Below are 24,059 nucleotides of genomic sequence, written 5' to 3' on the forward strand. Positions count from 1 at the left end.
TTGGATAAAGGTGGTGCTATTCAGCAGGCACAGCATCACTGGGCTGCGGAACGGGGTTCGTGATTTCACGGTTCACGCGTCGGAGCGCGAGCCGCTTCCAGATCACGAAGATGGACGGGATCACAAAGAGTGTGAGCAGTGTGGCAGTGACCATTCCCCCAATCATGGGAGCGGCGATCCGCTGCATGATCTCGGAGCCAGTCCCAGTGCCGTACATGATCGGAATAAGGGCTGCGAAGATCGTGGCGACGGTCATCACCTTCGGGCGCACCCGCAACACAGCGCCTTCGAATACTGCTTCTTCGATATCGTCTTTTGTCAGTTTTCGCGTTTCTGATTGTGCAAGGCTGCGCCGTTTTTCCCAAGCAAGGTTGAGGTAAAGCAGCATGACAATGGCGGTTTCCACCGCGACGCCCGCGAGTGCGATGAAGCCCACAAGGACAGCAATTGAGATATCGAAACTGAGATACCACAGGAACCAAACGCCGCCGGCCAGGGCGACCGGAAGGGCTGCAAGAATGATACCGACTTCGATCACCCGGTTGAACGCCAGAAAGAGCATCAGCGTGATGATGAGAAGGGTCGCTGGCGCAACGATGGCCAGCCTTTCCTGCATGCGCTCAATGTATTCGTACTGACCCGACCATGTCAGGGAGTAGCCGGATGGCAGACTTACCTCCTCTGCCACCTTCTCCCTTGCCTCGGCGACATAGCCCCCAAGGTCGCGACCCGTGATGTCGATGAAGACAAAGCCTGTGCGTCGGGCATTCTCCGAGCGGATCATGCCAGGGCCGTCTACGATGCGGATGTCGGCAAGAGCGCTGAGCGGCACCTGCGCGCCTGACGGTGTCACAACGGGCAGGTTTTCGAGGCGCTCGGGACTGTTGCGCCATGCCTGGGGGTAGCGCAGGTTGATCGGGAAGCGCTCCAATCCTTCGACGGATTCAGACACCTGCATGCCGCCGATGGCTGTTTGCACCACATCCTGCACGTCTCGGACGCTCATCATGTAGCGGGCCGCGGCATCCCGATTGACGTCAATCTCGATGAACCTTCCGCCGATCGGTCGTTCGGCATAGGCTGATGCGGTCCCGTCGATGTCACCGACGGCGCGCTCCACCTCGATGCCGATCTCAGTGATGACCTCGAGATCCGCGCCTGAAATCTTGACGCCCACCGGGGTGCGGATGCCCGTGGCAAGCATGTCGATGCGGTTCTTGATCGGCTGAATCCAGACGTTTGTGACGCCCGGGACCTGGACGATGCGGTCAAGCTCGTCCCGTATCTTTTCCATCGTCATGCCGGGACGCCATTCGGCCTCGGGCTTTAGCTGGATCGTGGTCTCGACCATCGTCAGAGGAGCCGGATCCGTGGCTGTCTCTGCGCGCCCGACCTTGCCGTGCACGGTCTCGACCTCCGGGACGGTCGCGATCAATCGATTGGTCTGCTGCAAGACCTCCCGCGCCTTGCCCGTGGAAATGCCAGGGTAGAAGCTTGGCATGTAGAGGAAATCGCCTTCGTTCAGCTCAGGCATGAATTCCGAGCCAATGCGCTGGTAGGGGTACCACATTGAGGCGACCAGAGCCCCCGCCAGGATCGTCGTGGCCCAGGGCCATGCGATGGCGGCATCAAGGAATGGCCGATAGACAAAGACCACGATCCGATTGAGAGGGTTTTTGCGCTCGGGCAAGATGCGGCCGCGCACAAAATACCCCATGAGGACCGGCACCAATGTGATGGAGAGGATCGCGGCGGCCGCCATGGCATAGGTTTTTGTATAGGCGAGCGGCGCGAAGAGGCGCCCCTCCTGGTTCTCCAGCACAAAGACCGGTAGGAAACTGACCGTGATGATCGCGAGGGAATAGAACAGCGCGGGGCCAACTTCAGAAGCGCATTCCTGCACGATCCGCCATCGGTTTTCGGCGGTGAGTTTTTCCTTCTCCAATCGCCTGTGCATCGCCTCGATCATGACGATTGAGGCATCGACCATTGCGCCGATCGCAATAGCGATCCCGCCAAGCGACATGATGTTGGCATTCACGCCCTGCGCTTTCATCAGGATGAAGGCGGCGAAGATGCCGAGGGGCAGGGACAGCAGGATGACGAGCGAGGACCGCAAATGCAGGAGAAACGCCGCACAGACCAACACGACGACAATGAACTCTTGCGTCAGTTTCTTTTGGAGATTTTCTATCGCCCGTTCAATGACGCCGGAGCGATCATAGGTCGTCACGATCTCGACGCCGTCCGGCAGGTTCACGCGCAACTCGTCGATGCGGGCCTCGACCGCCTTGATGGTCGCCAGCGCATTCCCGCCCCATCGAAGTATGACAACGCCGCCGACCGCATCGCCCAGCCCGTCAAACTCCCCTACCCCACGGCGCATTTCGGGGCCAAGCCGAATGTCAGCCACATCTCCCAGCGTCAGCGCCGCGCCGCGCTCGTTGATCATCAGGGGTGCGCTCGCGAGGTCTGAGACCTCGTCGACATAGCCTGACGAGCGCACCATGAACTCGGCTTCGCCCATTTCGATCACACTGCCGCCGGTCTCGCGATTGGCGGCCTGAATGGCATTACGCAGCTGAGCAAGCGTGATGTCGTAGGCGCGCAGCTTGTTCGGGTCGACAACGACCTGATACTGCTTGACCATGCCGCCGATGGTAGCGACTTCCGAGACCCCATCCACCGCCTGCAATTCATATTTCAGAAACCAGTCCTGCAGCGTTCTGAGCTGTGCCAGGTCATGGTTCCCGGTTCGATCAATCAACGCATACTGGTAGATCCATCCGACACCAGTCGCGTCTGGTCCAAGCTGAGGAGAGACGCCTTCGGGCAGGCTGCCTGTGATCTGGCCGAGATATTCCAGCACCCGGGATCGCGCCCAATACAGGTCCGTCCCGTCTTCGAAAACGATGTAGACAAAGCTGTCGCCAAAAAAGGAAAAGCCACGCACGTCCTGCGCGCCGGGCACGGCCAGCATTGCGGTGGCGAGCGGATAGGTGATCTGGTTCTCGACGACCTGGGGTGCCTGTCCGGGATAGGGCGTGCGCACGATGACCTGAACATCCGACAGGTCCGGGATGGCATCTACCGGGGTTTCCCGGATCGCCCAGATACCGACAGCTCCCATCATGAACGCGAGGACCAGGATGATGAACCTATTGGCGATGGAGCCTTTGATGATGGCGGGGATCACTGTGTGACGCTCCCATCAAGGGCCACATCAACGATCGTCATCGAGAAATCGGGATTGCGGTGCAGCAATAGCGTGAGATCTGTCCCAACCGGAAGCTGCGTTGGATCAAGTGCATCGTCCAGAGCGAAGTCCATGGTCATGCCGGGCATGCCGATCTCCCGCATGGGTCCGTGTGTTACGTTCGCCGTGCGCGCCGTGGCATCTACGCTGTTGATTTTGCCTGCAACTTGCATCGGCGGTGTCGCGGGCTCTGCCGCGGACAAAACCATATTCATGCCATCCGGCCGGGCAAAGGTAAGCGTCATTTCCGCTCCGGTTGCGAGACTGGCCAGATCAAGGGCCTCATCAACGGCGAAATCCATGGTCATGCCGGGCATGCCAATTTCTTTCATGGGCCCATGTGTGATCGTGGCCATGCCCGTGTCGGCATTGATGGCTTCAATCGTGCCCGCAACAACAATCGCGGGCGCGGACTTCATCGTCGCCATTTCCGGATCAGCGGTTTCAGCCGGGTCTGACCCCTCGGCGCGCACCGCAATGATTGAGAACATACCGCTTTCATCAGCGGCGAGGTCAAACTCGATGGGCTGATCAATCGGTACGTCGCCAAGTTCGACGCCGTCTACAGGTAAGTCCATGGTCATCGCAGGCCAACCGAGTGCCGCAATCGGCCCGTGTTCAAGGGTCAGTTTGCCGTCTGGCGTCACCGCTTTGGCCAAGCCTGTGCCGGTCGCGGCCACGCCGTCGTCAGGGCTCAATTCCAACAAGCTGAGCAAACCGTCAGCGCCGCGAGCTGCGGTGAAGGCGACTTCCGCCCCCTCTTCTAGCCGATCAAGCGCAACATCCGAACGCACCGGAAACTCCGATGTCATCGCAGGCCAATCCAGACTGATCAGCGCGTCATGGCGCACGGTCGCAATGCGATTTTCGCGATCAAGAGAGACAAGGACGCCTTTGCCCATGGCGGGCTCGGCATCGGTTGGTGCCATGCGCATGAAGCCTGCGCTGAGCGCGCTTTCGCTGTCGATCAGGAACTGAGCGGAGGCGACCACCTCTTCACCGGGTCCCAAGCCCTGAAGGATTTCGGTCCGCCCACCCTCGCCGAAGTTGTCGCGCAGGCCGGTGGTGACGAGCCTTGGCCTGAATGTGCCCTCGCCCGTGGCAAGAATGACCCGCTCCGCCGCACCCGTCCGGATCAGCGCTTCCGACGGGACTGTCAGGACCGTTCTGCTCTCGTTCGGGGTTAGACTGACACTGCCAAACATGCCGGGGCGGAGCACGCCGTCCGAGTTGTCAAAGCGCAATCTGACCGGCAGCGTTCGGGTCTGGGGATCGAGCTCGGGGTAGACATAGTCGATCTCGCCTTCGAAAATGCGTCCCGGCAAGTGTTCGAACCGCGCGACGGCGCGCATGTCCTCTGAAAGCCTTGCGATATCGCGTTCGAAAACGTCGACGATCAGCCAAACCCGACTGAGGTCGGCCACCGAAAACGCAAGAGTCCCCGGTTGAAGATACATGCCATCCGCGGCGTTCAAGGCGATTACGACGCCCTCCTGTGGGGCTTCGATCTGAATATTACGAACGAGTTCGCCGCCAGCCTCGATGTCAGCCACCTGGCGTGCGGACATGCCGTGGCTCATGAGTTTGCTGCGCGCGGCCTCCAGAATGCGTGGATTCCCATCTTCGACCGCACGGACAAGGTCGCCCGTTGCCGCGGCTATGAGAGGTGAAAACAGCTCAAAGAGCACCTGCTGTTCAGACACCCTGTCGCCAACGGCGCGCACTTCCAGTCGTTCGATCCATCCCTCGACACGCGTGTGCACGTGGCTGGTGAGGTGCTCGTCATAGCCGACAAACCCCACCGTTTCGATCCGTGGTGCCACATCCGTCATGCGCGCAATGGCAGTGCGTACCCCGATGGCATTGATTTCCGCTGCGTCCAGCGAAACTTCTTGCGGGTCCCCGGAGGGTTCCTGTCCCGCATAAACGGGGACCAGATCCATGCCCATGGGCGACTTTCCAGGCCCGTCCCTGCGGAAATTCGCATCCATGGGGGCGACCCAATAGAGGATATCCGGGCCTGCGGAGCCAGCTTGCTCTGCTGGGTTCAGGTAGATCCTCTCAAGATAGACGCCTCCCGCCAGGCCCCCCGCCAGAGCCAGAACAGAAAGCGCCGCATAACGTCCGCGCATAGAAACCTCCAGTCGCTGACGCTCTATGCGTCAGGCAAAACGAACCAATGCCCGCCGATAGGCAGGCGGTGACGTTTTAGGAGAGGCGGGGTGGACGGTCGGGTGCGCTTAGTGTCAGAGATGTCGACCAGCGTGGAAGGGCGTCAACAGCATCGCTCGGCTGCGGGTCGTATGTCGATGCATCAACACCGTCATACTTCGCATCGATGTGGCAGCACAGAGCCGTGTGGCAGTCGCTGCCGTGCAAGACTTGGGTCTCGGACTGCGATGCGTGCATCGCCGAATGGACATGGGTCACGTCCATTTGGTTACTTGCGGTGTGCGCGATGCTCATTGCCTGGTGGCCGCTGTGATCATGAGGAACTGCAGCTGCTGTGCCGGCCATAGCCATGACTCCGGGCATAACCAACGCAATGCATAGGCTGAGCACGGTTGAGAACCGCAGGAAATATGAGACACCTGACACCATTGGGCAGCGAAGTAGCTTTGTTCACAGGGTGCGGCAAGAACTTCGCGCGAGAAGATTTGTATCAGAATGTAAAGTTGACGGCGGGAAAAGGCCCACGATAGTCGGAGTAGCGCATGATTACTTAGTCAACGAAGTTGGTCCCTTAGCGAGATGGATGCAAAAAAGCGGTCGACCCTTCTCACGATAGCCGCCATCGGCGTTGGCTATGTTGCTTTGAGAAACCTCCCTGCTTTGTTGCCGGAAACGCTGGAGCTCGAACCTCTCGATCAACCGGCCGGATTCAGAAAATACGTTGCGGGCGAAACCTCGGGCGGGTTTGACCCCTTTGTCGGTTTGGGCACCACGGAGAGTGCCGACGTAACAGCGCAGAAAGCTGCGGCGTTGAAGAGAGTGTCTGCAGACCTGTGTGATGCACTTTATGGCAATCTTGACGCCACGGCATCGATCATTCCGATGGCCTCTTTCTCAGATTACTATTGTCCCTTCTGCCGGGTGCAGACCAAGCGCCTGGCGGGCATGACAGAGAACATGACAGACCAGGTGGCCGTTGCATGGCACGAGCTTCCGCTGCTCGGCGACAGTTCGAACCTGGCCGCCAAAGCCGCGTTGGCGGCCAAACGACAAGGGGCTTATGTCACGTTCCATGAGCGATTGATGACGACCCCGTTTCAGGCATCAGAGGAGTATCTCGTCCGCTTGTCGGATGATCTCGGTGTCGACAGCGCACAGTTGATCGCCGACATGAACAGCGCCGCGATTGCGCGAGAACTCGAAAACAGCGCGGCCCTTGCCCGTGTGTTTGCCTTTGTCGGGACACCGGCGCTCGTGATCGGCCGCACCGTCGTCCAAGGCCAGATCAGCGATAAGATGATCCGACAAATCATCGATCTCGAACGCGAGGAGGGTTGGGATATTGCCTGTCGTTCAGCATAATGCGGTGTCGGCGCGGTCTTTCTCGCGACCCGCCGTAGGCGGCGCACTCTGGGTGCAAGATGCATAGACGGCGTTTCCTGCTTTTGTCATCGGCTTTGACCCTCGCCCCGGGACTGTCTGCGGCTGCGACCCGGACGGTCTGGTCTGCGCCTGAGGCGGCTGCCGCACTGGCAGATGGCGACATCTCCTTGATCGATGTCAGATCCCGCCCGGAGTGGCAGGACACAGGCCTCGCTGAAGGGGCCTGGCCAATCAGCATGCATGAAGACCGTTTCGAGGAGCGGCTCTTTGCGGCGCGGGACCTCTCACACACAAGGCCCGTCGCTCTGATTTGCGCAACCGGAGGCCGCAGCGCTCGGCTGTTGGCCGCCCTCACACGGGCCGGATATGCAGGCTTCATCGACGTCTCGGAAGGCATGCTTGGCTCACGTAGAGGCCCGGGTTGGATTGCACGCGGTTTGCCAACAACCGATCTTAGCATGGCGCTCACCCATTTGCCTGCCTCGTTGCGCTGAGCATGCGAGAGCGCTTTCATATCGGCAGGTGGATCCTGATCCTGACTGTCATTTGGCTCGGCGGCTTACCGGGACAGCCCGCCTCAGCGGCAGAATCAGAGATGTTTTCAAACCCCGCCGTTACAGCGCGCCTGATTTCGGCAGAGGATGGAATTGCCCCGGACGCCGCCTCCGTTTCGCTTGGATTGGCCCTGGAATTTGGGGAGGGATGGAAGGGATATTGGCGAACGCCTGGAGAGGTTGGGCTGGCTCCTGCCCTCGATTGGGCCGGGTCCTCGAATCTCAGCTCCGTGGACATCCTCTGGCCCGCACCGGAGCGCTATGAGGCCTTCGGGATCGAGAATTTCGGCTATGCCAATCAGGTTGCCCTGCCGCTCCGCGCGACCTTGGAGACAGCGGGTGAAGCGCTCAACTTGCGCGCTCGGGTTTCCTTGCTCACTTGTTCAGACGTTTGCGTGCCCCACGATTTCGCTTTGTCACTGGCGCTGCCCGAGGGCGTTGGAATCGACATGGGCTCGGCCGATATTATCGCCAGGTTTGTCGACCGCGTTCCGCTGGGTCCTGAAGATAGCGACATCCGGATCTCTAGTGCGGCCATTGACGATCAAGCATCCGCGCTGACTGTGACCGCAGAGAGCACACGCGCATTCCGGGACGTTGATGTCTTTCCGGAGTTCGGCCCGCTCGTCACTTTCGGCAAGCCGGATATCCGCCTCAACCAAGACCGAACGGAACTCTGGGCGCAAATCCCGATCAATGCCTGGTCCGAGGAACATCCAGCCCCTTTGATCACGATCACGGATACGGCGCGCGCGGTGACGTCCCCCGTATTGCTCACCACGGAGGCCCCTGCCCCTCCCTACGTCATTGCTGGTGCGCAGGCAGGTCTTCTCAAGCTGATTGCCGTGGCTGGCATTGCTTTTCTGGGAGGATTGATCCTGAATGTGATGCCCTGCGTTTTGCCAGTTCTGTCGATCAAGCTCGCCTCCGTGCTCAAAGCATCCGGCCAATCGCGGGACATCACCCGCAAAGGATTTCTGGTGTCCGCCTTCGGTGTTCTGACATTCGTTTGGGGTCTCGCGGCGGTCTTGCTGGCGCTCCAATGGGTTGGAGTCTCGATCGGCTGGGGCATGCAGTTTCAGAACCCCATTTTCGTGAGTCTCATGTTTGTCGTGATCGCCGTCTTCGCGGCAAACCTCTTGGGGGCGTTTGAAATAGCCTTGCCGCAGGCCGTGCAGGACCGCTTGGGAGCCGGCAGCGCAGGATCTGGATACGCGGCGGATTTCGGCACAGGTTTCCTCGCTGCTGTCCTTGCAACGCCTTGCTCCGCACCCTTCCTCGGGACTGCGATCACCTTCGCCCTCGCAGGGACACCCCTGGACGTTGCCGTGATTTTCACGGCCCTCGGCCTTGGATTGGCCCTCCCCTATCTGGTGATCGCCGCACGCCCCGAATGGGTCTATCTTCTGCCCCGGCCGGGCCGCTGGATGCTCTTTGTCAGAGCCGGTCTCGGCTGTCTTTTGTTGGCGACGGCAATCTGGCTCCTGTTCGTTCTGGTCGGCGTGGCAGGCGCGCTTGCGGCCGCGGGGGTGTTTGCAGCAACGGCAGCCTTGGTCTTGGGCGCCTCTGTGCAGTGGCCAAAGCCGATGTTGCGCCGCGTGTTCCTGACGATCTCCTTTCTGGGTGCGGTCCTGAGCGCCGGCCTGATCGCATCGCCCGAGCGTCCGGACGCGACGGCGAATGCGCCATCACATTGGCAAGCCTTCGAAGTTCAGAACATCGCCCGGCATGTCTCCGAAGGACGTGTCGTGTTCGTGGATGTCACGGCTGACTGGTGCCTGACATGCAAAGCCAACAAATCCCTGGTGCTTGACAGAAGTCCTGTGCTGGACCGCTTGCGGGATGGGACGGTGATTGCCATGCAAGCGGACTGGACCCGCCCAGACGATACCATCTCGCGGTTTCTTGAGCGGCACAATCGCTATGGAATCCCGTTCAATATTGTATTCGGTCCCGGTGCCCCTTCGGGCATCGCGCTGTCAGAAGTGCTGACCCCGGCTTCGGTTCTCGACGGGTTGGACGCTGCCGCGACCCGCAGCATCGCTTCGGATTAGAAATGGGATGCAAGTGTTACATCCGCTTCAAAACCATCCGAACGCCCGCGCGGGCATCCAGAGGCCCATGAAGATCATCATCAAGTTCTCCGTGAGCGAGACGAACCCCAGAGGCACGTTCGACGCCCCGCCAACGCAGGCGCATTTGAGCTCCCGTTTATCGATGTAGACGGCCTTGAAGACGGACACCGCGCCGATCGTGCCGATAAAGAGCGCTATCGGCGCGCTGATCCAGACCAAAGCGCCCGCGACCATGAGAACACCCGCAATGGCCTCGCCGAACGGGTAGACATAACCGTAGCGCACCCAGCGTTGGGCGAGCAGATCGTAGTTCAGGAACATGGTGGAGAAGCTCTCGATATCCTGAAGTTTCTGGACCGCCAGAAAGCACATCGAGATCGCAATGAACCACTCGAAGGTGCGCAGCGTGAAAAGGGATCCGAAACTGGCCCAGCTGAGGCCAAGCGCCATCAGAAACGCCATTGAAAAAATCGCGACGACAGGCTGATAGGAAGTGTCGTCCTCCTCGGGCACATCTTGTCTGAAGTGCTTGCGCAGGGCTTCATAACCGCCGATCCGCTCGCCATCCATAAAGGTCTGTGGGGTTGTCTCGACCCCGTGTTCCTCCAGGAAAGCATCGGTTTCGGCTCGCGACGTCAGATGGTGATCCTCGACCTCGTAACCTTCGCGCTCCAACAGATCCTTTGATTTCAGACCGTAGGGGCAAAGGTGGTCGTCCATTACCATGCGGTACAGGACCGCCTCTCTGGTCGATTGGGAATTGTCCTTCGGCATAATGTACCCTCCGATCGGTCAGGTTTTGCAGGTCCAGTAGCCCATGAAGCCCACGGCCAGCGCCGGATCACCGCTCAGTTTGAACAGCAGTGTCGCGCCTTCAGCAGAGTCTCCCTCGCCCGGCGTGATGGTCAATTGACCCCCATCGGTGCCAAGTACGCCGCCGTTGGAGATGTCGCCCTCGGCGTCGAACATCACCAGCGAGCCAGAGATTTTCGTCACGCCCTGCCCGCTGCCGTCGGTGGCCAGAATGGGATCGGCGTTGACGGCCCGCACGAAGGTACAGGCGACACTTGACCCGAGAGCTCGGGCGATCTCATCGGTTGACAGAGGTGCTGGCCGAATACCTGCAATGACCGGTGTAGCGACCGCCTGTATCAGGCTGTCTATGCTGGCGGGGCCTGCAGACGCACCCAGCGGCCAGTCAGACCCGGCTTCACCGTTTGTCGCAATATCGGCGAGCAAATAGCGCATCTCCGAGATTTCGCGGTTTTGAGCATGCACAATCTCCTTCGCCAGTGCGGCGACCCGTGGATCTGTGATTTCCGCCCGTTCACTGGTCATGATCGCGATGGAATGGTGCGGGATCATCGCGCTCATCCAGCTTTCGTCCTGTACGGTTTCCTGGCTTCGAACCAGCCACAGGGCACCGGCAAACAGAACGGCCGACCCGGCAAAGATTGCAGTGTTGACGGTTGTGTTTCGGTACATGCCGAGCATGAAGGTCAACATGACAATTGCCATGGTCGCGCCCATCACAAAGGTCATGTAGAAGCGTGTCTCACTCCAATAGACATGCTCGAATGCGTAGGTGTTCAGGTACATCAACCCGAACATCAAGGCGGTGGAAGTGCCGACCATCGCAAAGAAGCGACCATAGGAGGATTGCGCGTGGTCGTGCGATTTGGCTTTGGCCTCCTCATGGGAATGCTGGGTTTCGAATGTAGATTCTGACATCGGAATTCCTCTCCTTCACCAAGCGAACAAAGTTCCAGCGCTGGAAGGTTCCCAATCCAAGCTATTTTTTTCGTGTTACTCCGTCGCGCCTGCCAATTCTCCCAAGATCGGGCAATCCGGGCGATGATCACCGTGGCAGGCATCGACGAGGTGCGACAGTGTTTCCCGCATCTCCCGAAGCTGCGCGATCTTGTCATCGATGGCCGACAGATGCTCTTCGGCGATGGCCTTCACCTGAGCACTCTCCCGCGTTTCGTCCTCGTAAAGGCTCAGAAGGACACGGCAATCCTCGATCGAGAACCCGAGCGCCCGGGCACGATCGAGAAAGGCCAGTTTATGGAGGTCGGTTTCCCGAAACGCGCGGTATCCGTTGTCGCTTCTTTGCGGCCTGATCAGGCCGATATCCTCGTAGTACCGGATGGTTTTTGGTGGAATGCCGGACCGGTCCGCAACTTCTCCAATATTCATTTCCTTGCCCTCCTATTCGGCAGGTTGCGATTGCGTTTCGATCCGCGGCGCAGGGGATTTCGCCTCTTCGCGCATCGCGGGGGTGATGCGGCGCAGACGCAGGGCGTTTGTCAGAACCGAAACAGAGGATAGGGCCATGGCACCCGCCGCAAAGACCGGCGACAGAAGCAGCCCAAATGCCGGGTAAAGAACGCCTGCGGCGACCGGGATCAGCGCGACATTGTAGCCAAAGGCCCAGACCAGGTTCTGGCGGATGTTCGTCATGGTCCGTTTCGAGACCTCGACAGCATTCACCACACCGCGCAGGTCCCCTGACATCAGCACAACATCCGCGGATTCGATGGCAACGTCGGTGCCTGTGCCGATGGCAATGCCGACATCGGCGTGCGCCAGGGCCGGCGCGTCGTTGATCCCGTCGCCCACGAACGCGATCTTTCGGTCCCCGGCCCGCAAATCATCGAGCGCGGCCACCTTGCCATCGGGCAGGACCCCGGCAATCACGTGATCGATCCCGGTCTCACGCGCGATGGCCTCGGCAGTTTCCTGTTTGTCGCCGGTAATCATCGCAACTTTGAAACCGCGATCATGCAGGGCGGCAATGGCCTCCTGGCTCGCGCGCTTCACAGGGTCCGCGACAGCGATCACCGCCGCCAGTTCGCCGTCTATGGCCGCATAGAGCGCGGTCCGACCGCGGCTTGCAAGATCCTTTTCCCTATCCATCAGCGCGGCGATCTCGATCCCTTCGCGGCGCATGTAACGATCCGCACCGACCAAGACCTCTTGGCCCTCGACTGTCGCGGCAACACCGTAACCCGTGACAGACCGAAAGCCCGTCGCAGAAGGCACAGCAACACCGTCGCTTTGCGCGCCGCGGAGAATGGCCTCGGCAATCGGGTGTTCGGACTGTGCTTCGACGGAGGCAATCAGGCCGAGAACGCGCTTCCGATCGAAGCCGTCTGCCACGATCACATCGGTAAGGGTCGGCTGGCCTTCGGTGACGGTCCCGGTCTTGTCGAGCGCGACGACATCGACCTCTGACAGCGCTTGAAGCGCATCACCCTTGCGAAAGAGCACCCCCATTTCCGCCGCGCGGCCGGTGCCCACCATGATCGATGTCGGCGTGGCCAACCCCATGGCGCAGGGACAGGCAATGATCAGAACGGACACACCGGCCACCAGTGCAAAGGTAAGCGCGGGGTCAGGTCCGACGGTCAGCCACACAAGAACCGTCAATGCCGACAAGACCATGACAGCCGGGACGAACCACAGCGTCACACGATCCACAAGGCCCTGGATGGGCAGTTTGGCCCCCTGCGCTTCTTCGACCATGCGGATGATCTGCGCGAGCGTTGTGTCCGCCCCGACCCGGACCGCTTGGAAGGTCAAGCTGCCGGTCCCGTTGACGGTGCCGCCCGTGACGTTTGCCCCCGCGGATTTCGCAACGGGGACCGGTTCGCCCGTGATCATGCTTTCATCGACGTTGCTGGACCCCTCGGTCACCGCGCCATCCACCGGGATCCGCTCTCCGGGGCGCACAAGGATCACGTCGCCAACAGCCAAGGCATCGACATCCACTTCCTCTGCCGCTCCGTTCCGAATGACACGGGCGGTGCGCACCTGCAGACCCAGAAGCGCCTGAATGGCGGCTCCGGTACGACCTTTCGCACGCGCCTCCAGCCAGCGTCCGACCAGGATGAGAACGACGATCACGGCCGCAGCCTCGAAATAGACCGCACGCACGCCTTCGGGCAGAAGCGCTGGCAAGAAGGTGGCAACCACGGAATAGACCCATGCGGCCCCCGTGCCGACAGCCACGAGACTGTTCATGTCAGGCGCACCCCGAAAGAGTGCTGGGACGCCTTTCGTGTAGAAATGACGCCCCGGCCCGAACAGGACGATCGTCGTGAGAAGGAACTGAATGATCCAGGAGGTCTGCGTCCCGATGCTGCGCTCGATCACCATGTGAAAGGCAGGTACAAGATGCGCGCCCATCTCGAGGATGAAGACCGGGAGGGTGAGCACCGCTGCAAGCAGGACATTGCGCCGCAGTCCGTCCGCCTCTTCCGCCTTGCGTTCCACCCGGGATTGGCTGGCGTTTGCTTCTGCAATCTCCGCCGGGTAGCCGATGGCCGCGGAGGCCGCCATGAGGTCCCCGGGCGATACTGTCCCTTCGAGATACTCGACCATCGCCGTCTCGGCGGCCAGATTCACAGTGACCGACACCACACCGGGAAGGTCGGCAAGCGCCTTGTCCACCCGTCCCACGCAGGACGCACAAGACATGGACGCGATGTTCAGGGTGATCTTCGCCGTCCGGGCCGGATAGCCCAGTGTTTTCAACGTTTCCGCAGCCTTGGTCAGATGAGCTGGCGTCTCGACAGACAGGCGCGCAGTTTCAGAGGCAAGATTGACGGTGACGCCGGCCACGCCCTCCAACCCGGACAATGCCTTTTCAACACGGCCCACGCAGGAGGCACAGGTCATGCCCTCTATGCTCAGAGTTTTCTGGTGTCTTTCGGTCATGGCGGTTCACCTCAATTCGAGCTTCAAGGCGAATATAGGGCTTCCAGTCACTGGAAGCTCAAGGGCAATTCACAAAAACATTCAGCCACCCGTGTGAAGGGAGCATAACCTGTTTGTAACCAGCTGTTTCCAAATAAAATGTATCGGAATGTAAACTTGCTGTCCCGCCCGCTTGTCAGATATCAGAGGGCTCGGAGGTCCAACCATGCACGTCCAAAAGACACAAAATCACGGAACCGGAACCAAAATCATGCATGCCGGGATGTGGATCTGCTGCGCGGTCATGGTTCTGCCCCTGCTCGTCTTCTTCGCAGGCGGTGGGACCATCTCGGGGCTCTCCACCAGCCTCGGTGTGCTGGCCCCAATCCTGCTGTGTCTCGCGGCTCATGGGGTGATGTTCTTTTTCATGGGAAAATCCTGTCACGGGACCCGCCAGCCGTCGGATGCGATATCCCCCGAAAAACGCGCGGAGCCCCAGGCGACAGACGCTTGACCTTCCACCTGCTGGAAACCCTAAGCCTCTCCTAACCAAGGAGGGTCATCCATGAAATTCCATGTCCCGGACATGAGTTGCGGTCATTGCACGGCCGCTATCACCCGAGAAATTCTCGCGCTCGACCCGGCGGCGCAGGTTACCCCTGACCTCACCGCCCAAACTGTTGCCGTGGAGACACGCCAGACCGGTAGCGCTGTCGCAAAGGCGATCGAGGCGGCTGGCTACAGCACAAACCCGGTCTGATCCTATTGCTTGGCCGCGCGGGCCTCTTCCGTCAGCCGGATCATCTGGTCCGCGTCGATGACACCTGGAACCAGCGCATCGCCGATCACGAAGGACGGCGTCCCGTTAAAGCCAAGGTCGCGGCTCATCTCCATCGATGCAGAGATATGGGCGTCAATCTCAGGCGCCTGCATGTCGCGACGGAGTTGGGCGATATCGAGCCCGACCTCTTCGGCCACGCGGATGACGCTCGCCTCTTCCGCGCGGCCCTGCATCCCCATCAAGGCCCAGTGGAATTCCTCGTACTTGCCCTGTTCGCGCGCGGCCAGCGCGGCGCGGGCAGCAAAGACCGACCCCTTGCCGAGGATCGGCCACTCCCGGTAGACCAGTTTGACGTTCGGATCTTCGGCGAGCAGCGCTTCGATCTCTGGTTTCACGCGGCGGCAATAGGGACAGTTGTAGTCGAAGAACTCGACCACGGTCACATCGCCATCCGGGTTGCCGAGGACCGGCGCGTTCGGATCGTTCTCCAGAACATCCCGGTTTTCAGACAATACGCTTGCCGCCGCTGCCGCCTGGCGTTGCTGTTCGCGTTGTTCGATGATCTGAACCGCCTCGAGCACAATCTCGGGGTTCTCGCGAATGGCCTCGAGCACCAGCTCTTTCACCCTGTCCTCACTCAGCGTGTCAGCCTGCGCGGCCAGTGGCAGTGTCACAATGGCGAGTATCGCCATCGCCTTGGTGATTTGCATTCTAATTCTCCCTGCTGCGCGTCTCGCCTTCCGTCCGCACAGCTTGCATGTCCTGAATCCGTTCGGGCCAGGTTGATTTGATGTACCCCAGGATGTTCCAGATTTCCTGATCGCTCAGTTGATCCCCGAAGCCGGGCATCCCGCTGTCGAAGTCCATGCCCTGCGCCGCCATGACAGCGCGTCCCCCGAGCTTGGTGTAGTCAAACAGCAGCTGGTCCCCGTGGTGCCAGGTATGCCCGGTCTCGTCATGCGGCGGCGCGGGCAATCGCCCGTCTTCGCCCGGGCTACGCCAGTCCGGCTGACCCTCGAGATTGGCACCGTGGCAGGCCGCACAGGTCTCGGCATAGAGCGCCTTTCCGGCGACAATGTCGATGTCTTCGGGCATGACGCCGCGCTCGGACTCGGCAGCTGCGCCGGTCCAGACATAGATCCCTGCCCCGAGGAGAAGCAGCAGTCCAATGCCCAGGGAGAGCGTAGCCCGGGTCACGCAACATCGACCCAGGTCATCATGCCCGAGGCCGCGTGCGAGAGCATGTGGCAATGCAGCAGCCATTTGCCGGGATTGTCCGCGACAAAGGCAATGTCCCGAACCTCGCCGCGCTGAAGCAGCGTGGTGTCTCTCAGAGCTCCGAGGCTTCCGTCAGCTGCAATCTCGTGGAAATGCATGCCATGCAGGTGCATCGCGTGCGGGAAGGAGGTGTCGTTGGTGATCTTGATCCGGACCGTTTCGCCCCGTGAAAGAGATGCCAATGGAGAGCCGTCCATGCCCCCAACCGATCCGTTGAAGGCCCAGAATTGCCCGGCTTGCATCATGTCGCGCATCGATGACATCCGACCGCCCATCATCGCGCCTCGCATGCCACCCATGGCCCCACCTTCCATGCGCAAAGCGATGTCTCTCGCTTCGGCCAGATTCGGCACAGGAACAGGATTCGGTGGCAATGCCAGCGGCGCTGCGCGGCGCGCGCGCGTGCCATCTGATCGCACCTCGAAGGCCACTTGAGAGAAACTCTCGTCACGGTCGAACTGTACGATATGCCCGGCGCCACCCACCTCTGCGACGACATCGACAATCAGATCGATGCGTTGGGCGGGGGCGAGAAGAAAAGTCCCGTCAATCGGCTGTGGCTGACCCAAAGGCATGCCGTCCAAGGCAACAATCCAGCCGTCGAGCCCGTCCAGCCCCAGTTGAAACACCCGTGCATTGGCAGCGTTGATCAGTCTCAGCCTCAGCCGGTCGTGCCGCGCCACGTCGCGCGACAGGTTATAGCGCCCATTCGTGGTGATGTAGTTCCCGAGCCGGCCTGCATGACTGAGATCATGCATGGCCCCGAAGGTGTCCGGAATCTGTGCGGTCTCGGGATCGATCAACCAATCATCGAGGATAAGGACCTCCTCATGATCGATGTCGAGCGCGTCGGGCTCCTCCACGATCAGCGCTCCGTGCAGTCCACGGGCGACCTGCTCAAACGACCGGTTATGGGAATGGTACCAGTAGGTGCCGGCGTCGGGGGCCACGAAGTCATACTCAAAGCTCTCTCCCGGAGGGATCGCATCCTGCGTCAGTCCCGCCACGCCATCCATGGCGTTCTCAATGCGAATGCCATGCCAGTGAACCGAGGTCGGCGCCGGCAGGTCATTGACGATCCGCCGGGTTACCCGAGCCCCTTGTGCAATTCTGATTTCCGGGCCGGGGGCGTGCCCTTCGAAGCCCCATACCGTTGTCTTTTCATATTGCTCCGGCAGCAATTGGAGATCGGTGACGCTGGCTCTCAGCGTCACCAATGTCGTCTGTGCGGACAGGGCCTGCGGCAACACCGCCAAACCGGCGGCACTCATTTTGAGAAAGTCACGTTTTGTCAGGCTCATGTGGGCACCGTAAGAACTGAAGTGAAGATGGCTGTTGCGAATAGAATGACGCCAACGCAGAGCCATTCCAAGGAAATCGACTTTGACAGTTGCGGGCCGACGCCGGGATCACCCCGTTGAAGAGCCGGTACGAGACGCACCTTATTGAGTGCTGCCAAAGCCAACAGCAATGCCACAGCGGCAAGCTTTGCCAAAAGCCACAGACCGTAGCCGGTTCCGAACAGGGCTGAGACGGATCCCACCAGGCGCCAGGTCATGATCGCGCCGGCAACGACGAGGAGCGGAACGGCGACAGCGGCGATCTGGCCAAAGCGATGACCGAGGGCTGCGGCGTCACCCAAAGTGTACGCGGACCGCGAGAGGCGGCTGAGTGGAAGGAAGATGCCAATCCAGAATGCCGCGGCAATGAGATGCGCAAACAAGACACTCTGAAACCACAGCCGATCCTGGCTCGCCACATGACCGATCTCGCAAAAGCTCCAGATCGCGACAGCGCCGCCGACCGCAGCGACCCATAGCCAACGCCCGCCGATCGCAGCGCCGAGAACAAGTGTCCCGAGACCGAGGAGCCGGAACAGCAAAGCCTCTCCGGGTGGGGTCTGCCATAGAAGTGCCAGAATGGACGGATCGACCATGCCGGAGACGTCATCCATGAGCACCGCACCCCGGACGGCAAATCCTAATGCGGCCATCGCCACCGCCAGTGTGGCAAAGCCAATGGCCCAAATGCGCGTTGCGCGATCGAGTGCCGACATCTGGTCGGCGAGAACAAGTCGACAGAGGATAAGGCCTCCGCTCGCGAGGACCCCGAGATAGAGGAAGAACTTGGTGGCAATCGCGGCCAATCCCCAGAGATCTGGCACGCCTCACTTCACCTCGAAGGAGAAACTGCCGGTCATGGGATGTCCATCGACGCCCAGACCGCGCCACTCGATCTGGTAGAGACCGGACCCCATCGGCACGAGCGGCAAGGAGAATTCTTTCACGAAGCCTGACTGTGCGCCGAGGTCGAGCGTTTCGATCTGAGTGCCCGCATAGGTCATTTCGACTTTCGTCAAACGCATCCCGTCGTTGAACCGCATCTCGAGTGTCTCGGGCACGTTGTCCAGGACCGCGCCATCGGCAGGCGTCATGCTTTCCTTTTCCGAATGCGCCAGGGCGTTCGTTCCGATCATGGCCAGAAAAACGGCAATTCCCAATATTTGCTTCACGCGACTATCCTTCACCTGGTTGCCTGCTCAGTTTATCCCATTCGCCCGCTGCAATTCCCGCACATAGGCCACGATCATCTTTACATCCCCATCCGTCACGCCCTCCACGGGTGGCATGTTTCCAAAGCGCCAATGATGTGCCCGAACGCCGTTCTTCGCCGCCAGCAAAAAGGCCGCGTCTCCGTGATGGCTGGGTTCATAGATCTTGTGCACCAATGGTGGGGCGACACCGTCCTGACCAGCGGCATTCGTACCATGACACACTGCGCATTTGGCCTCATAGGCCAATTTGCCGACCTGTGCGTTGGTCGAGAGAGTTTCTGGCAGAACAACCTGGACCATCGGTGCGCCGCCCGCACTGACGTCGCCGGAAGCTCGCTCTACAGCGTCGTCGCCCGGCCCTGTCCACAAAAAGCCGACGGTCAGAATCGCCACGATCGCCAGTGCAATGACGCTGTATCGCCCCATCAGATCAATTTGACCTGAGTGCCAACCGGGGTCCGATCAAAAACCTCGATGATGTGCTCATTGTAAAGACCGATGCAGCCGCTCGACGAGCGTCGGCCGATCTTGCGCGTGTCATGTGTCCCGTGAATGCGGTAATACTGCCATGTCAGATGCAGCGACCGCACTCCAAGCGGATTGTCCGGACCCGGCGGCATGTAGGCCGGCAAAGTTGGGTCGCGCTCGCGCATGGAGGGTGTCGGCGTCCAATCGGGTTCCGGGTCCTTGAAGATGATTTCCGTATATCCCCGGCGCGTGAGTTCATCCGTCATCGGAACAGAAGTTGGATAGACAAACATGGTGCCATCCGCCGTCCACTGCTGGAGCGCGCGCGAAATGGTGTCCGCGATGATGATGCCTTTGCCCAGAGTATCGAAATGATCCTGCCAATTATGGGTGCGGAAGCTCGACGCGTTGCGGCGCACGGGCGCCAACGTTTCGGCGCGCAGCAAAGATGGCGCACACAGCATCGCAGTGCCGAGGCCGCCGGCAAAGTGGCGGCGCGAGAGTAACGATCGGTTTCCTGCCTTCATGGGACTGCCTCTTTTCCATGTCGAACGCTTTGTTTTCTATCGAACTCTGGGAAGTGGCGGAATGCGATCAGCCCCGGAAAATTGTAAGGTTATGTATCAATGGTGAGAGACACGAATTGCGAAACGGTCTGGGTCAGCCTGCTTGGCGGCGGGCAAACCCGTCTGTCGCGAGAGCGTCTGAACTCCGGGATACGGATGTCTCAGGACGCGCGATGGGCAGAGAGACGCGCGCCCGGAGACCGCCCTCGGCGCGGTTCGACAGCGCGATCGATCCTCCATGTTGCAGCACGATGCTGCGCGCGATCGAAAGCCCCAAGCCATGACCGCCGGTTTCCAGGGAGCGCGATTGCTCAAGCCGCAGAAATGGCTGAAACACGTCATCAATATCAGCCTCCGGGATGCCCGGCCCCTGATCGTCGATGATGATGTCGATGCTGTCATCGGTCATCTCCCACGACAGTGCAGGATCACGCCCATAGCGCAGCGCATTGTCGATGAGATTGCGCAAGGCGCGCCGCAGCGCCTTTGGCTTGATCTGCAGCCGGGCGTCCGGCCCGGCCACCAGGTCAAGCGCGTCACGGGTCTCGCCATGAAGCGTCAGCAGATATGTGCTGATGTCGACCTCCTCCAGCGCTTCATCCTGCCCGACACCGCGCGCGTAGGCGAGCGTGGCTTCCACCATGTCCTGCATCTCGTCGAGCGACGCGGAGATCCCTTCTTTGGTTTCGGGATCGTCGACCAGCTCGGCGCGCACGCGCAGCGCTGTGAGCGGAGATCTGAGATCATGGGCCAGCGCTGCCAGCATCTGCGTGCGGTCGGACACAAAGCGCGCCAGCCGCGCCTGCATGTCATTGAAGGCGGCCGACAGGTCCCGGACTTCGCGCGGGCCCGTTGGCGCGATCGGCTCATGCCCGCCGCCGCGCCCCAAAACCTCTGCGGCCCGGGCAAGATCGTTCAGGGGGCGGGTCAGGCGTGTCAGAAGAAACCAGAAGATGGCAAGCAGCAGCACGGCGACGGTGAGGGCGAAAGAGAGCGTGGATGCCCAGGACCACTGGATCGGCGGGCGCTCGAACCGCGTGCCGACATTGAGCCACCGCCCGCCCTCAATGGCGATCGAGAGCTCCATTTCGATTGCAGCCAGAGTGCCTTGCATCATTTCGGCATGCATCTCGGCCATTTCCGGCGACAGGTTCGGCAAGGGCAGCAGCCCCTGTTCGATCTCATGCACTTCGACCCGGATGTCCCGGCTGTATCCATCGTTCAGGAGCGCGCGAACCCGTGCCTCGATGGCCCCGTTCTGGTCATGATGCGTATGGGTCACTTCGGGCGTGTCGCTCAACGCAAAGCTCACCAAGGGAGAAGTGGCCGCCGCTACGATCTCGTCATGCAGATCCAGCGGGGCTTCCTCGATCAGCCGTGCCACATTGGCCGCCCGCCCGGCCGCTTCACTGCCGATGGCGGCCTGCACGGCCAGCGAACGCTCATCGACAAAGAGCCACAGACCCATGCTTTGCGCGACAAACAAGACCGACACCACCAGGAGCGCGATCTGTGTGCGAAACCCCATCCGCATCACGCCTCGATCTCCACATCGGCGTTCAGACAATAGCCGCCGTTGCGCACCGTCGAGATGATGCGCGGGCGCAGGACATCAGGTTCGATCTTGCGGCGCAGTCGCGACACCTGATTGTCGATCGTCCGGTCCAGCGGTCCCGCCATACGACCGGCACTCAAAGCGAGAAGATCGTCTCTGCTGATAACCATCCGGGGGCGTTCGAGAAACACTGTCAGGAGCTTGGCTTCGGCCGTGGTCAGCGCCGTGGTCCCCCCATTGGGCGTCACGACATGGCGGGCATCGTGGTCGAATTTGATATCCGCGAACCAGGCTGTCTTGCCCGCAAAAGACCCGCCATGCGGCGGCACCGCGTCACCAGCGCGCCGCAGGATCGCGTTGATCCGGGCCAGCAGTTCGCGCGGATTGAAGGGTTTGGAAAGGTAATCGTCGGCCCCGGTGTCGAGCCCCTTGATCCGGTCGTCATCCTCGCCGAGGGCCGTCAGCATCAGGATCGGGATCGTCTGGCGCTCCTGTCGCAATCTGGCGCATGCCGCAATCCCATCCTCCCCCGGCATCATGATGTCGAGCACGATGAGATCGATGGCGTCCCGGGCAAGCTGGGCATCCATCTCTTCTGTGTCGCTGACGCCTGTGGCACGCAGCCCGTTTTTCTCAAGATAGCGCGTCACCGACCGACGAATTTCAGCGTGATCATCAACCACCAGGATATGGGCCTGAGATGACATCAGCAGTCCGCCCCGGGAGATTGGGGTTTTTTCGGCGTCACGGCCGTCGAATGAAAATCACGCGTCATAAGAGGCAGAATAGGTTGATCTTTCGGGAAAGACCCGAACTTCCTTTGTCGCAAAATGTATCAATTGGCTCCCGGGTTGTTGACCCTCCAGTTGCTGGAAGCCCCATGTGGGCACGCATGATAGAACTGGCCTTTGATACCGCGTCCCCCTGTGTAGATCGGACCTTAGCGTACCCTGCGGGGCGGCTTGCGCGTTTGATCTCTGGTCACTTGGATGCCTGGTCCGCCGCCTTCCTGTTCTCTTTTTGTGAGGGATAAGCTGTGCTGGCTCGGTTCCTCCTTCTTGTGATTGTCCTTGCGTTGGGTGTTTTTCTGTTTGCGCCGGACCTCTTGGATGGATCCTTCGACTGGCCGGACCGCGACAGGTTGCAGGCCTGGATCGATGCCGCAGGAATATTCGGGCCGCTCCTTGTCGTTACGCTGATGGGTTTGGCCATCGTGGCAAGCCCCTTGCCCTCAGCGCCGATCGCGCTGGCCGCCGGTGCCGCGTACGGTCACACCTTTGGGACGATCCTTGTGGTTCTCGGCGCGGAGATCGGCGCGATCGCCGCGTTCCTGCTCGCCCGACGTCTGGGCCGCCCCTTTGTGGAACGTCATTTTGGGCGCAACGTCGCCCCGGGTTTTCTCGGATCACAGAACACGCTCACCTTCGTGGTCTTCGCCAGTCGGCTGCTGCCGTTCCTTTCTTTCGATCTGATCAGCTACGCCGCGGGTCTCAGTCCGTTGCATCTGTGGCGCTTCGCCTTGGCCACACTGGCCGGGATCGTTCCGGCCAGTTTCCTCCTGGCGCACTTGGGCAGTGCCGCGATGAACGGCGATGCCCGCACCGCCACCTGGACCGCGCTCGCCCTTGGCGGTGCCACCGCCCTCTCGTTGCTCTTTGCGCTATTGCGCGAACGACAAACCCCTCGAAAGGAGAGCTGATATGGCCTCTCACGCGCATTCCGGGCACATGCCGAGTTCCGGCAAGGCCCTTGTGATTTCTGCCTGGCTCACCGGGGTCTATTTCGTGATTGAACTGGCCGTGGGGCTCTGGACCGGCTCGATTGCCGTCCTGTCGGATGCGTTTCACACCCTGTCGGCAGTTGGCGGCGTTCTGGTGGCCATCATCGCGCAGCGCATTGCCCGCCGCCCGGCGGATTCGGCGCGGAGTTTCGGCTGGTACCGCGCCGAGATCATCGGGGCACTGGTGAATGGCGGCTTTCTTCTCGGCATGGCGCTTCTGGTAATCTGGATGGGCGCGATGCGGCTCGGGAATCCGATTCACCTGGCCACGGGTCCCATGCTCTGGGTCGCCTTCGGAGGCCTGGTCACCGAGGTGATCTCGCTGGGGCTCATGTGGCAATCGAGCAAGGACGATCTGAATGCCCGTGGTGCGCTCTGGCACATCATCCAGACCTTTGTCGGCAGCCTCCTGATCATCGTCACCGCTCTCGTGATCGAGTTCACCGGGTTTCTGGCGATTGACCCGATCCTCGGCATGGCGTTCGGGGTGGTTCTCCTCTGGGCCTCCGTTGGCGTCATCAAGGAAGCGGTCCACATCCTCATGGAAGGCACGCCAGAGGGAACGGATCTCGAGGCTGTGACGGCGGACCTGCGCGGCCAGGACGGGGTTCTGGACGTTCACCACGTGCATGCCTGGACGCTGACCAGCGGCAAACACGCATTTTCCGCCCATATCCGCCATGGTGAGCCCGCAGAGGCCACGGACCTGCTGAACCGGGCCTATCATCGATTGACGGAACACTATGGGTTTCACATGGTCACGCTGCAGCTCGAAACCGCGTGTCTCGACGAGCGCCACGCGCGGGATCTCGATGTGACGCTCCCGGAAAGCCAACGCGTGTCGCCCGCCGCCGTAAACACCCATGCCGCCCATGCAGACCCGCTCGACAGCGCAGCGCAAGACGCTAGACTCACTAACAACTCCTAGAGGACCTC

The 24,059-nt window shown here is 60.7% G+C and carries 23 protein-coding genes; 7 read left to right on the plus strand and 16 right to left on the minus strand.

All coding sequences use genetic code 11. The annotated features are described in order from the left end of the window. Positions 1-16 precede the first annotated feature (16 nt). The 3 genes from KIN_RS21145 to KIN_RS21155 form a co-directional block, all read right to left on the minus strand. A complete protein-coding gene (locus KIN_RS21145; protein WP_058320103.1) occupies positions 17-3,196 on the minus strand; it encodes an efflux RND transporter permease subunit in 3,180 nt (1,059 codons plus the stop codon). After that, positions 3,193-5,388, minus strand: a complete 2,196-nt coding sequence (locus tag KIN_RS21150; protein ID WP_159810907.1) for an efflux RND transporter periplasmic adaptor subunit — start codon at positions 5,386-5,388, stop codon at positions 3,193-3,195. The genes KIN_RS21145 and KIN_RS21150 overlap by 4 nt, the downstream gene beginning before the upstream one ends. Positions 5,389-5,464: 76 nt before the next feature. Then, a complete protein-coding gene (locus KIN_RS21155) occupies positions 5,465-5,722 on the minus strand; it encodes a hypothetical protein (RefSeq protein WP_159810909.1) in 258 nt (85 codons plus the stop codon). Between the two features lie 285 nt (positions 5,723-6,007). On the opposite strand from KIN_RS21155, the gene KIN_RS21160 reads away from it, so the two are divergent. The 3 genes from KIN_RS21160 to KIN_RS21170 are packed head-to-tail and all read left to right on the plus strand — an operon-like array spanning position 6,008 to position 9,419. Then, entirely contained in the window at positions 6,008-6,790 is a 783-nt protein-coding gene (locus tag KIN_RS21160) for a DsbA family protein (protein ID WP_159810911.1), read from the plus strand. A gap of 59 nt (positions 6,791-6,849) precedes the next feature. Then, positions 6,850-7,305: a rhodanese-like domain-containing protein gene (locus KIN_RS21165; protein ID WP_159810913.1), complete on the plus strand. Its 456-nt coding sequence runs from the start codon at positions 6,850-6,852 to the stop codon at positions 7,303-7,305. 2 nt (positions 7,306-7,307) lie between these two features. Beyond that, positions 7,308-9,419 carry a protein-disulfide reductase DsbD family protein gene (locus KIN_RS21170; RefSeq protein WP_159810915.1) on the plus strand — a complete coding sequence of 704 codons (2,112 nt, stop codon included), beginning with the start codon at positions 7,308-7,310 and terminating at the stop codon, positions 9,417-9,419. Between the two features lie 27 nt (positions 9,420-9,446). Here KIN_RS21170 and KIN_RS21175 read toward each other — a convergent pair whose 3' ends face one another. From KIN_RS21175 to KIN_RS21190, 4 genes are all read right to left on the minus strand, one after another. Next, positions 9,447-10,214: a MauE/DoxX family redox-associated membrane protein gene (locus tag KIN_RS21175; RefSeq protein WP_100269118.1), complete on the minus strand. Its 768-nt coding sequence runs from the start codon at positions 10,212-10,214 to the stop codon at positions 9,447-9,449. Positions 10,215-10,232: 18 nt separating this feature from the next. Continuing rightward, positions 10,233-11,171: a DUF6692 family protein gene (locus tag KIN_RS21180; protein WP_159810917.1), complete on the minus strand. Its 939-nt coding sequence runs from the start codon at positions 11,169-11,171 to the stop codon at positions 10,233-10,235. Between the two features lie 75 nt (positions 11,172-11,246). Then, positions 11,247-11,639 carry a Cu(I)-responsive transcriptional regulator gene (gene cueR, locus KIN_RS21185; RefSeq protein WP_159810919.1) on the minus strand — a complete coding sequence of 131 codons (393 nt, stop codon included), beginning with the start codon at positions 11,637-11,639 and terminating at the stop codon, positions 11,247-11,249. Positions 11,640-11,651: 12 nt separating this feature from the next. Next, entirely contained in the window at positions 11,652-14,162 is a 2,511-nt protein-coding gene (locus KIN_RS21190; RefSeq protein WP_159810921.1) for a heavy metal translocating P-type ATPase, read from the minus strand. 205 nt (positions 14,163-14,367) lie between these two features. On the opposite strand from KIN_RS21190, the gene KIN_RS21195 reads away from it, so the two are divergent. After that, positions 14,368-14,655, plus strand: a complete 288-nt coding sequence (locus tag KIN_RS21195) for a DUF2933 domain-containing protein (RefSeq protein ID WP_159810923.1) — start codon at positions 14,368-14,370, stop codon at positions 14,653-14,655. Positions 14,656-14,706: 51 nt separating this feature from the next. Further along, complete coding sequence (locus KIN_RS21200) at positions 14,707-14,901, plus strand: heavy-metal-associated domain-containing protein (RefSeq protein ID WP_100269113.1); 195 nt, start codon at positions 14,707-14,709, stop codon at positions 14,899-14,901. 2 nt (positions 14,902-14,903) lie between these two features. Here KIN_RS21200 and KIN_RS21205 read toward each other — a convergent pair whose 3' ends face one another. The 9 genes from KIN_RS21205 to KIN_RS21245 form a co-directional block, all read right to left on the minus strand. After that, entirely contained in the window at positions 14,904-15,632 is a 729-nt protein-coding gene (locus tag KIN_RS21205) for a DsbA family protein (RefSeq protein ID WP_159810925.1), read from the minus strand. A gap of 1 nt (position 15,633) precedes the next feature. Beyond that, positions 15,634-16,017 (minus strand): c-type cytochrome, encoded by a 384-nt coding sequence (locus KIN_RS21210; RefSeq protein ID WP_153217547.1) that lies wholly within the window; start codon positions 16,015-16,017, stop codon positions 15,634-15,636. 98 nt (positions 16,018-16,115) lie between these two features. Continuing rightward, a complete protein-coding gene (locus KIN_RS21215; RefSeq protein WP_159810927.1) occupies positions 16,116-17,501 on the minus strand; it encodes a multicopper oxidase family protein in 1,386 nt (461 codons plus the stop codon). Then, positions 17,498-18,364: a CopD family protein gene (locus tag KIN_RS21220; RefSeq protein ID WP_159810929.1), complete on the minus strand. Its 867-nt coding sequence runs from the start codon at positions 18,362-18,364 to the stop codon at positions 17,498-17,500. The genes KIN_RS21215 and KIN_RS21220 overlap by 4 nt, the downstream gene beginning before the upstream one ends. Positions 18,365-18,367: 3 nt before the next feature. Next, the gene (locus tag KIN_RS21225) at positions 18,368-18,712 is read right to left on the minus strand and encodes a copper resistance CopC family protein (RefSeq protein WP_243145003.1); all 345 of its coding nucleotides are present in this window, start codon (positions 18,710-18,712) and stop codon (positions 18,368-18,370) included. A gap of 27 nt (positions 18,713-18,739) precedes the next feature. Then, positions 18,740-19,054, minus strand: coding sequence for a c-type cytochrome (locus tag KIN_RS21230; RefSeq protein ID WP_243145005.1), 315 nt, complete (start codon positions 19,052-19,054; stop codon positions 18,740-18,742). Positions 19,055-19,179: 125 nt separating this feature from the next. Then, positions 19,180-19,749 carry a L,D-transpeptidase gene (locus KIN_RS21235; protein ID WP_159810933.1) on the minus strand — a complete coding sequence of 190 codons (570 nt, stop codon included), beginning with the start codon at positions 19,747-19,749 and terminating at the stop codon, positions 19,180-19,182. A 133-nt stretch (positions 19,750-19,882) separates the two neighbouring features. Beyond that, positions 19,883-21,316 (minus strand): ATP-binding protein, encoded by a 1,434-nt coding sequence (locus KIN_RS21240; RefSeq protein ID WP_444543185.1) that lies wholly within the window; start codon positions 21,314-21,316, stop codon positions 19,883-19,885. A 5-nt stretch (positions 21,317-21,321) separates the two neighbouring features. After that, complete coding sequence (locus KIN_RS21245; protein WP_159810937.1) at positions 21,322-22,050, minus strand: response regulator; 729 nt, start codon at positions 22,048-22,050, stop codon at positions 21,322-21,324. 329 nt (positions 22,051-22,379) lie between these two features. Between KIN_RS21245 and KIN_RS21250 the strand changes: the two genes are divergently transcribed. After that, the gene (locus KIN_RS21250) at positions 22,380-23,042 is read left to right on the plus strand and encodes a TVP38/TMEM64 family protein (RefSeq protein WP_159810939.1); all 663 of its coding nucleotides are present in this window, start codon (positions 22,380-22,382) and stop codon (positions 23,040-23,042) included. Position 23,043: 1 nt separating this feature from the next. Then, positions 23,044-24,051 (plus strand): cation diffusion facilitator family transporter, encoded by a 1,008-nt coding sequence (locus tag KIN_RS21255; protein ID WP_243145004.1) that lies wholly within the window; start codon positions 23,044-23,046, stop codon positions 24,049-24,051. Positions 24,052-24,059: the final 8 nt, after the last annotated feature.

It is taken from the genome of Litoreibacter roseus, assembly GCF_009811795.1.
In the GTDB taxonomy this organism is placed as follows: domain Bacteria; phylum Pseudomonadota; class Alphaproteobacteria; order Rhodobacterales; family Rhodobacteraceae; genus Litoreibacter; species Litoreibacter roseus.

Coding starts and splice junctions, on each gene's coding strand:
- KIN_RS21150 (WP_159810907.1), bottom strand. CDS start 5,388: ATGCGCGGACGTTATGCGGCGCTTTCTGTTCTGGCTCTGGCGGGGGGC.
- KIN_RS21155 (WP_159810909.1), bottom strand. CDS start 5,722: ATGAGCATCGCGCACACCGCAAGTAACCAAATGGACGTGACCCATGTC.
- KIN_RS21160 (WP_159810911.1), top strand. CDS start 6,008: ATGGATGCAAAAAAGCGGTCGACCCTTCTCACGATAGCCGCCATCGGC.
- KIN_RS21165 (WP_159810913.1), top strand. CDS start 6,850: ATGCATAGACGGCGTTTCCTGCTTTTGTCATCGGCTTTGACCCTCGCC.
- KIN_RS21170 (WP_159810915.1), top strand. CDS start 7,308: ATGCGAGAGCGCTTTCATATCGGCAGGTGGATCCTGATCCTGACTGTC.
- KIN_RS21175 (WP_100269118.1), bottom strand. CDS start 10,214: ATGCCGAAGGACAATTCCCAATCGACCAGAGAGGCGGTCCTGTACCGC.
- KIN_RS21180 (WP_159810917.1), bottom strand. CDS start 11,171: ATGTCAGAATCTACATTCGAAACCCAGCATTCCCATGAGGAGGCCAAA.
- cueR (WP_159810919.1), bottom strand. CDS start 11,639: ATGAATATTGGAGAAGTTGCGGACCGGTCCGGCATTCCACCAAAAACC.
- KIN_RS21190 (WP_159810921.1), bottom strand. CDS start 14,162: ATGACCGAAAGACACCAGAAAACTCTGAGCATAGAGGGCATGACCTGT.
- KIN_RS21195 (WP_159810923.1), top strand. CDS start 14,368: ATGCACGTCCAAAAGACACAAAATCACGGAACCGGAACCAAAATCATG.
- KIN_RS21200 (WP_100269113.1), top strand. CDS start 14,707: ATGAAATTCCATGTCCCGGACATGAGTTGCGGTCATTGCACGGCCGCT.
- KIN_RS21205 (WP_159810925.1), bottom strand. CDS start 15,632: ATGCAAATCACCAAGGCGATGGCGATACTCGCCATTGTGACACTGCCA.
- KIN_RS21210 (WP_153217547.1), bottom strand. CDS start 16,017: ATGCCCGAAGACATCGACATTGTCGCCGGAAAGGCGCTCTATGCCGAG.
- KIN_RS21215 (WP_159810927.1), bottom strand. CDS start 17,501: ATGAGCCTGACAAAACGTGACTTTCTCAAAATGAGTGCCGCCGGTTTG.
- KIN_RS21230 (WP_243145005.1), bottom strand. CDS start 19,054: ATGGTCCAGGTTGTTCTGCCAGAAACTCTCTCGACCAACGCACAGGTC.
- KIN_RS21235 (WP_159810933.1), bottom strand. CDS start 19,749: ATGAAGGCAGGAAACCGATCGTTACTCTCGCGCCGCCACTTTGCCGGC.
- KIN_RS21240 (WP_444543185.1), bottom strand. CDS start 21,316: ATGGGGTTTCGCACACAGATCGCGCTCCTGGTGGTGTCGGTCTTGTTT.
- KIN_RS21245 (WP_159810937.1), bottom strand. CDS start 22,050: ATGTCATCTCAGGCCCATATCCTGGTGGTTGATGATCACGCTGAAATT.
- KIN_RS21255 (WP_243145004.1), top strand. CDS start 23,044: ATGGCCTCTCACGCGCATTCCGGGCACATGCCGAGTTCCGGCAAGGCC.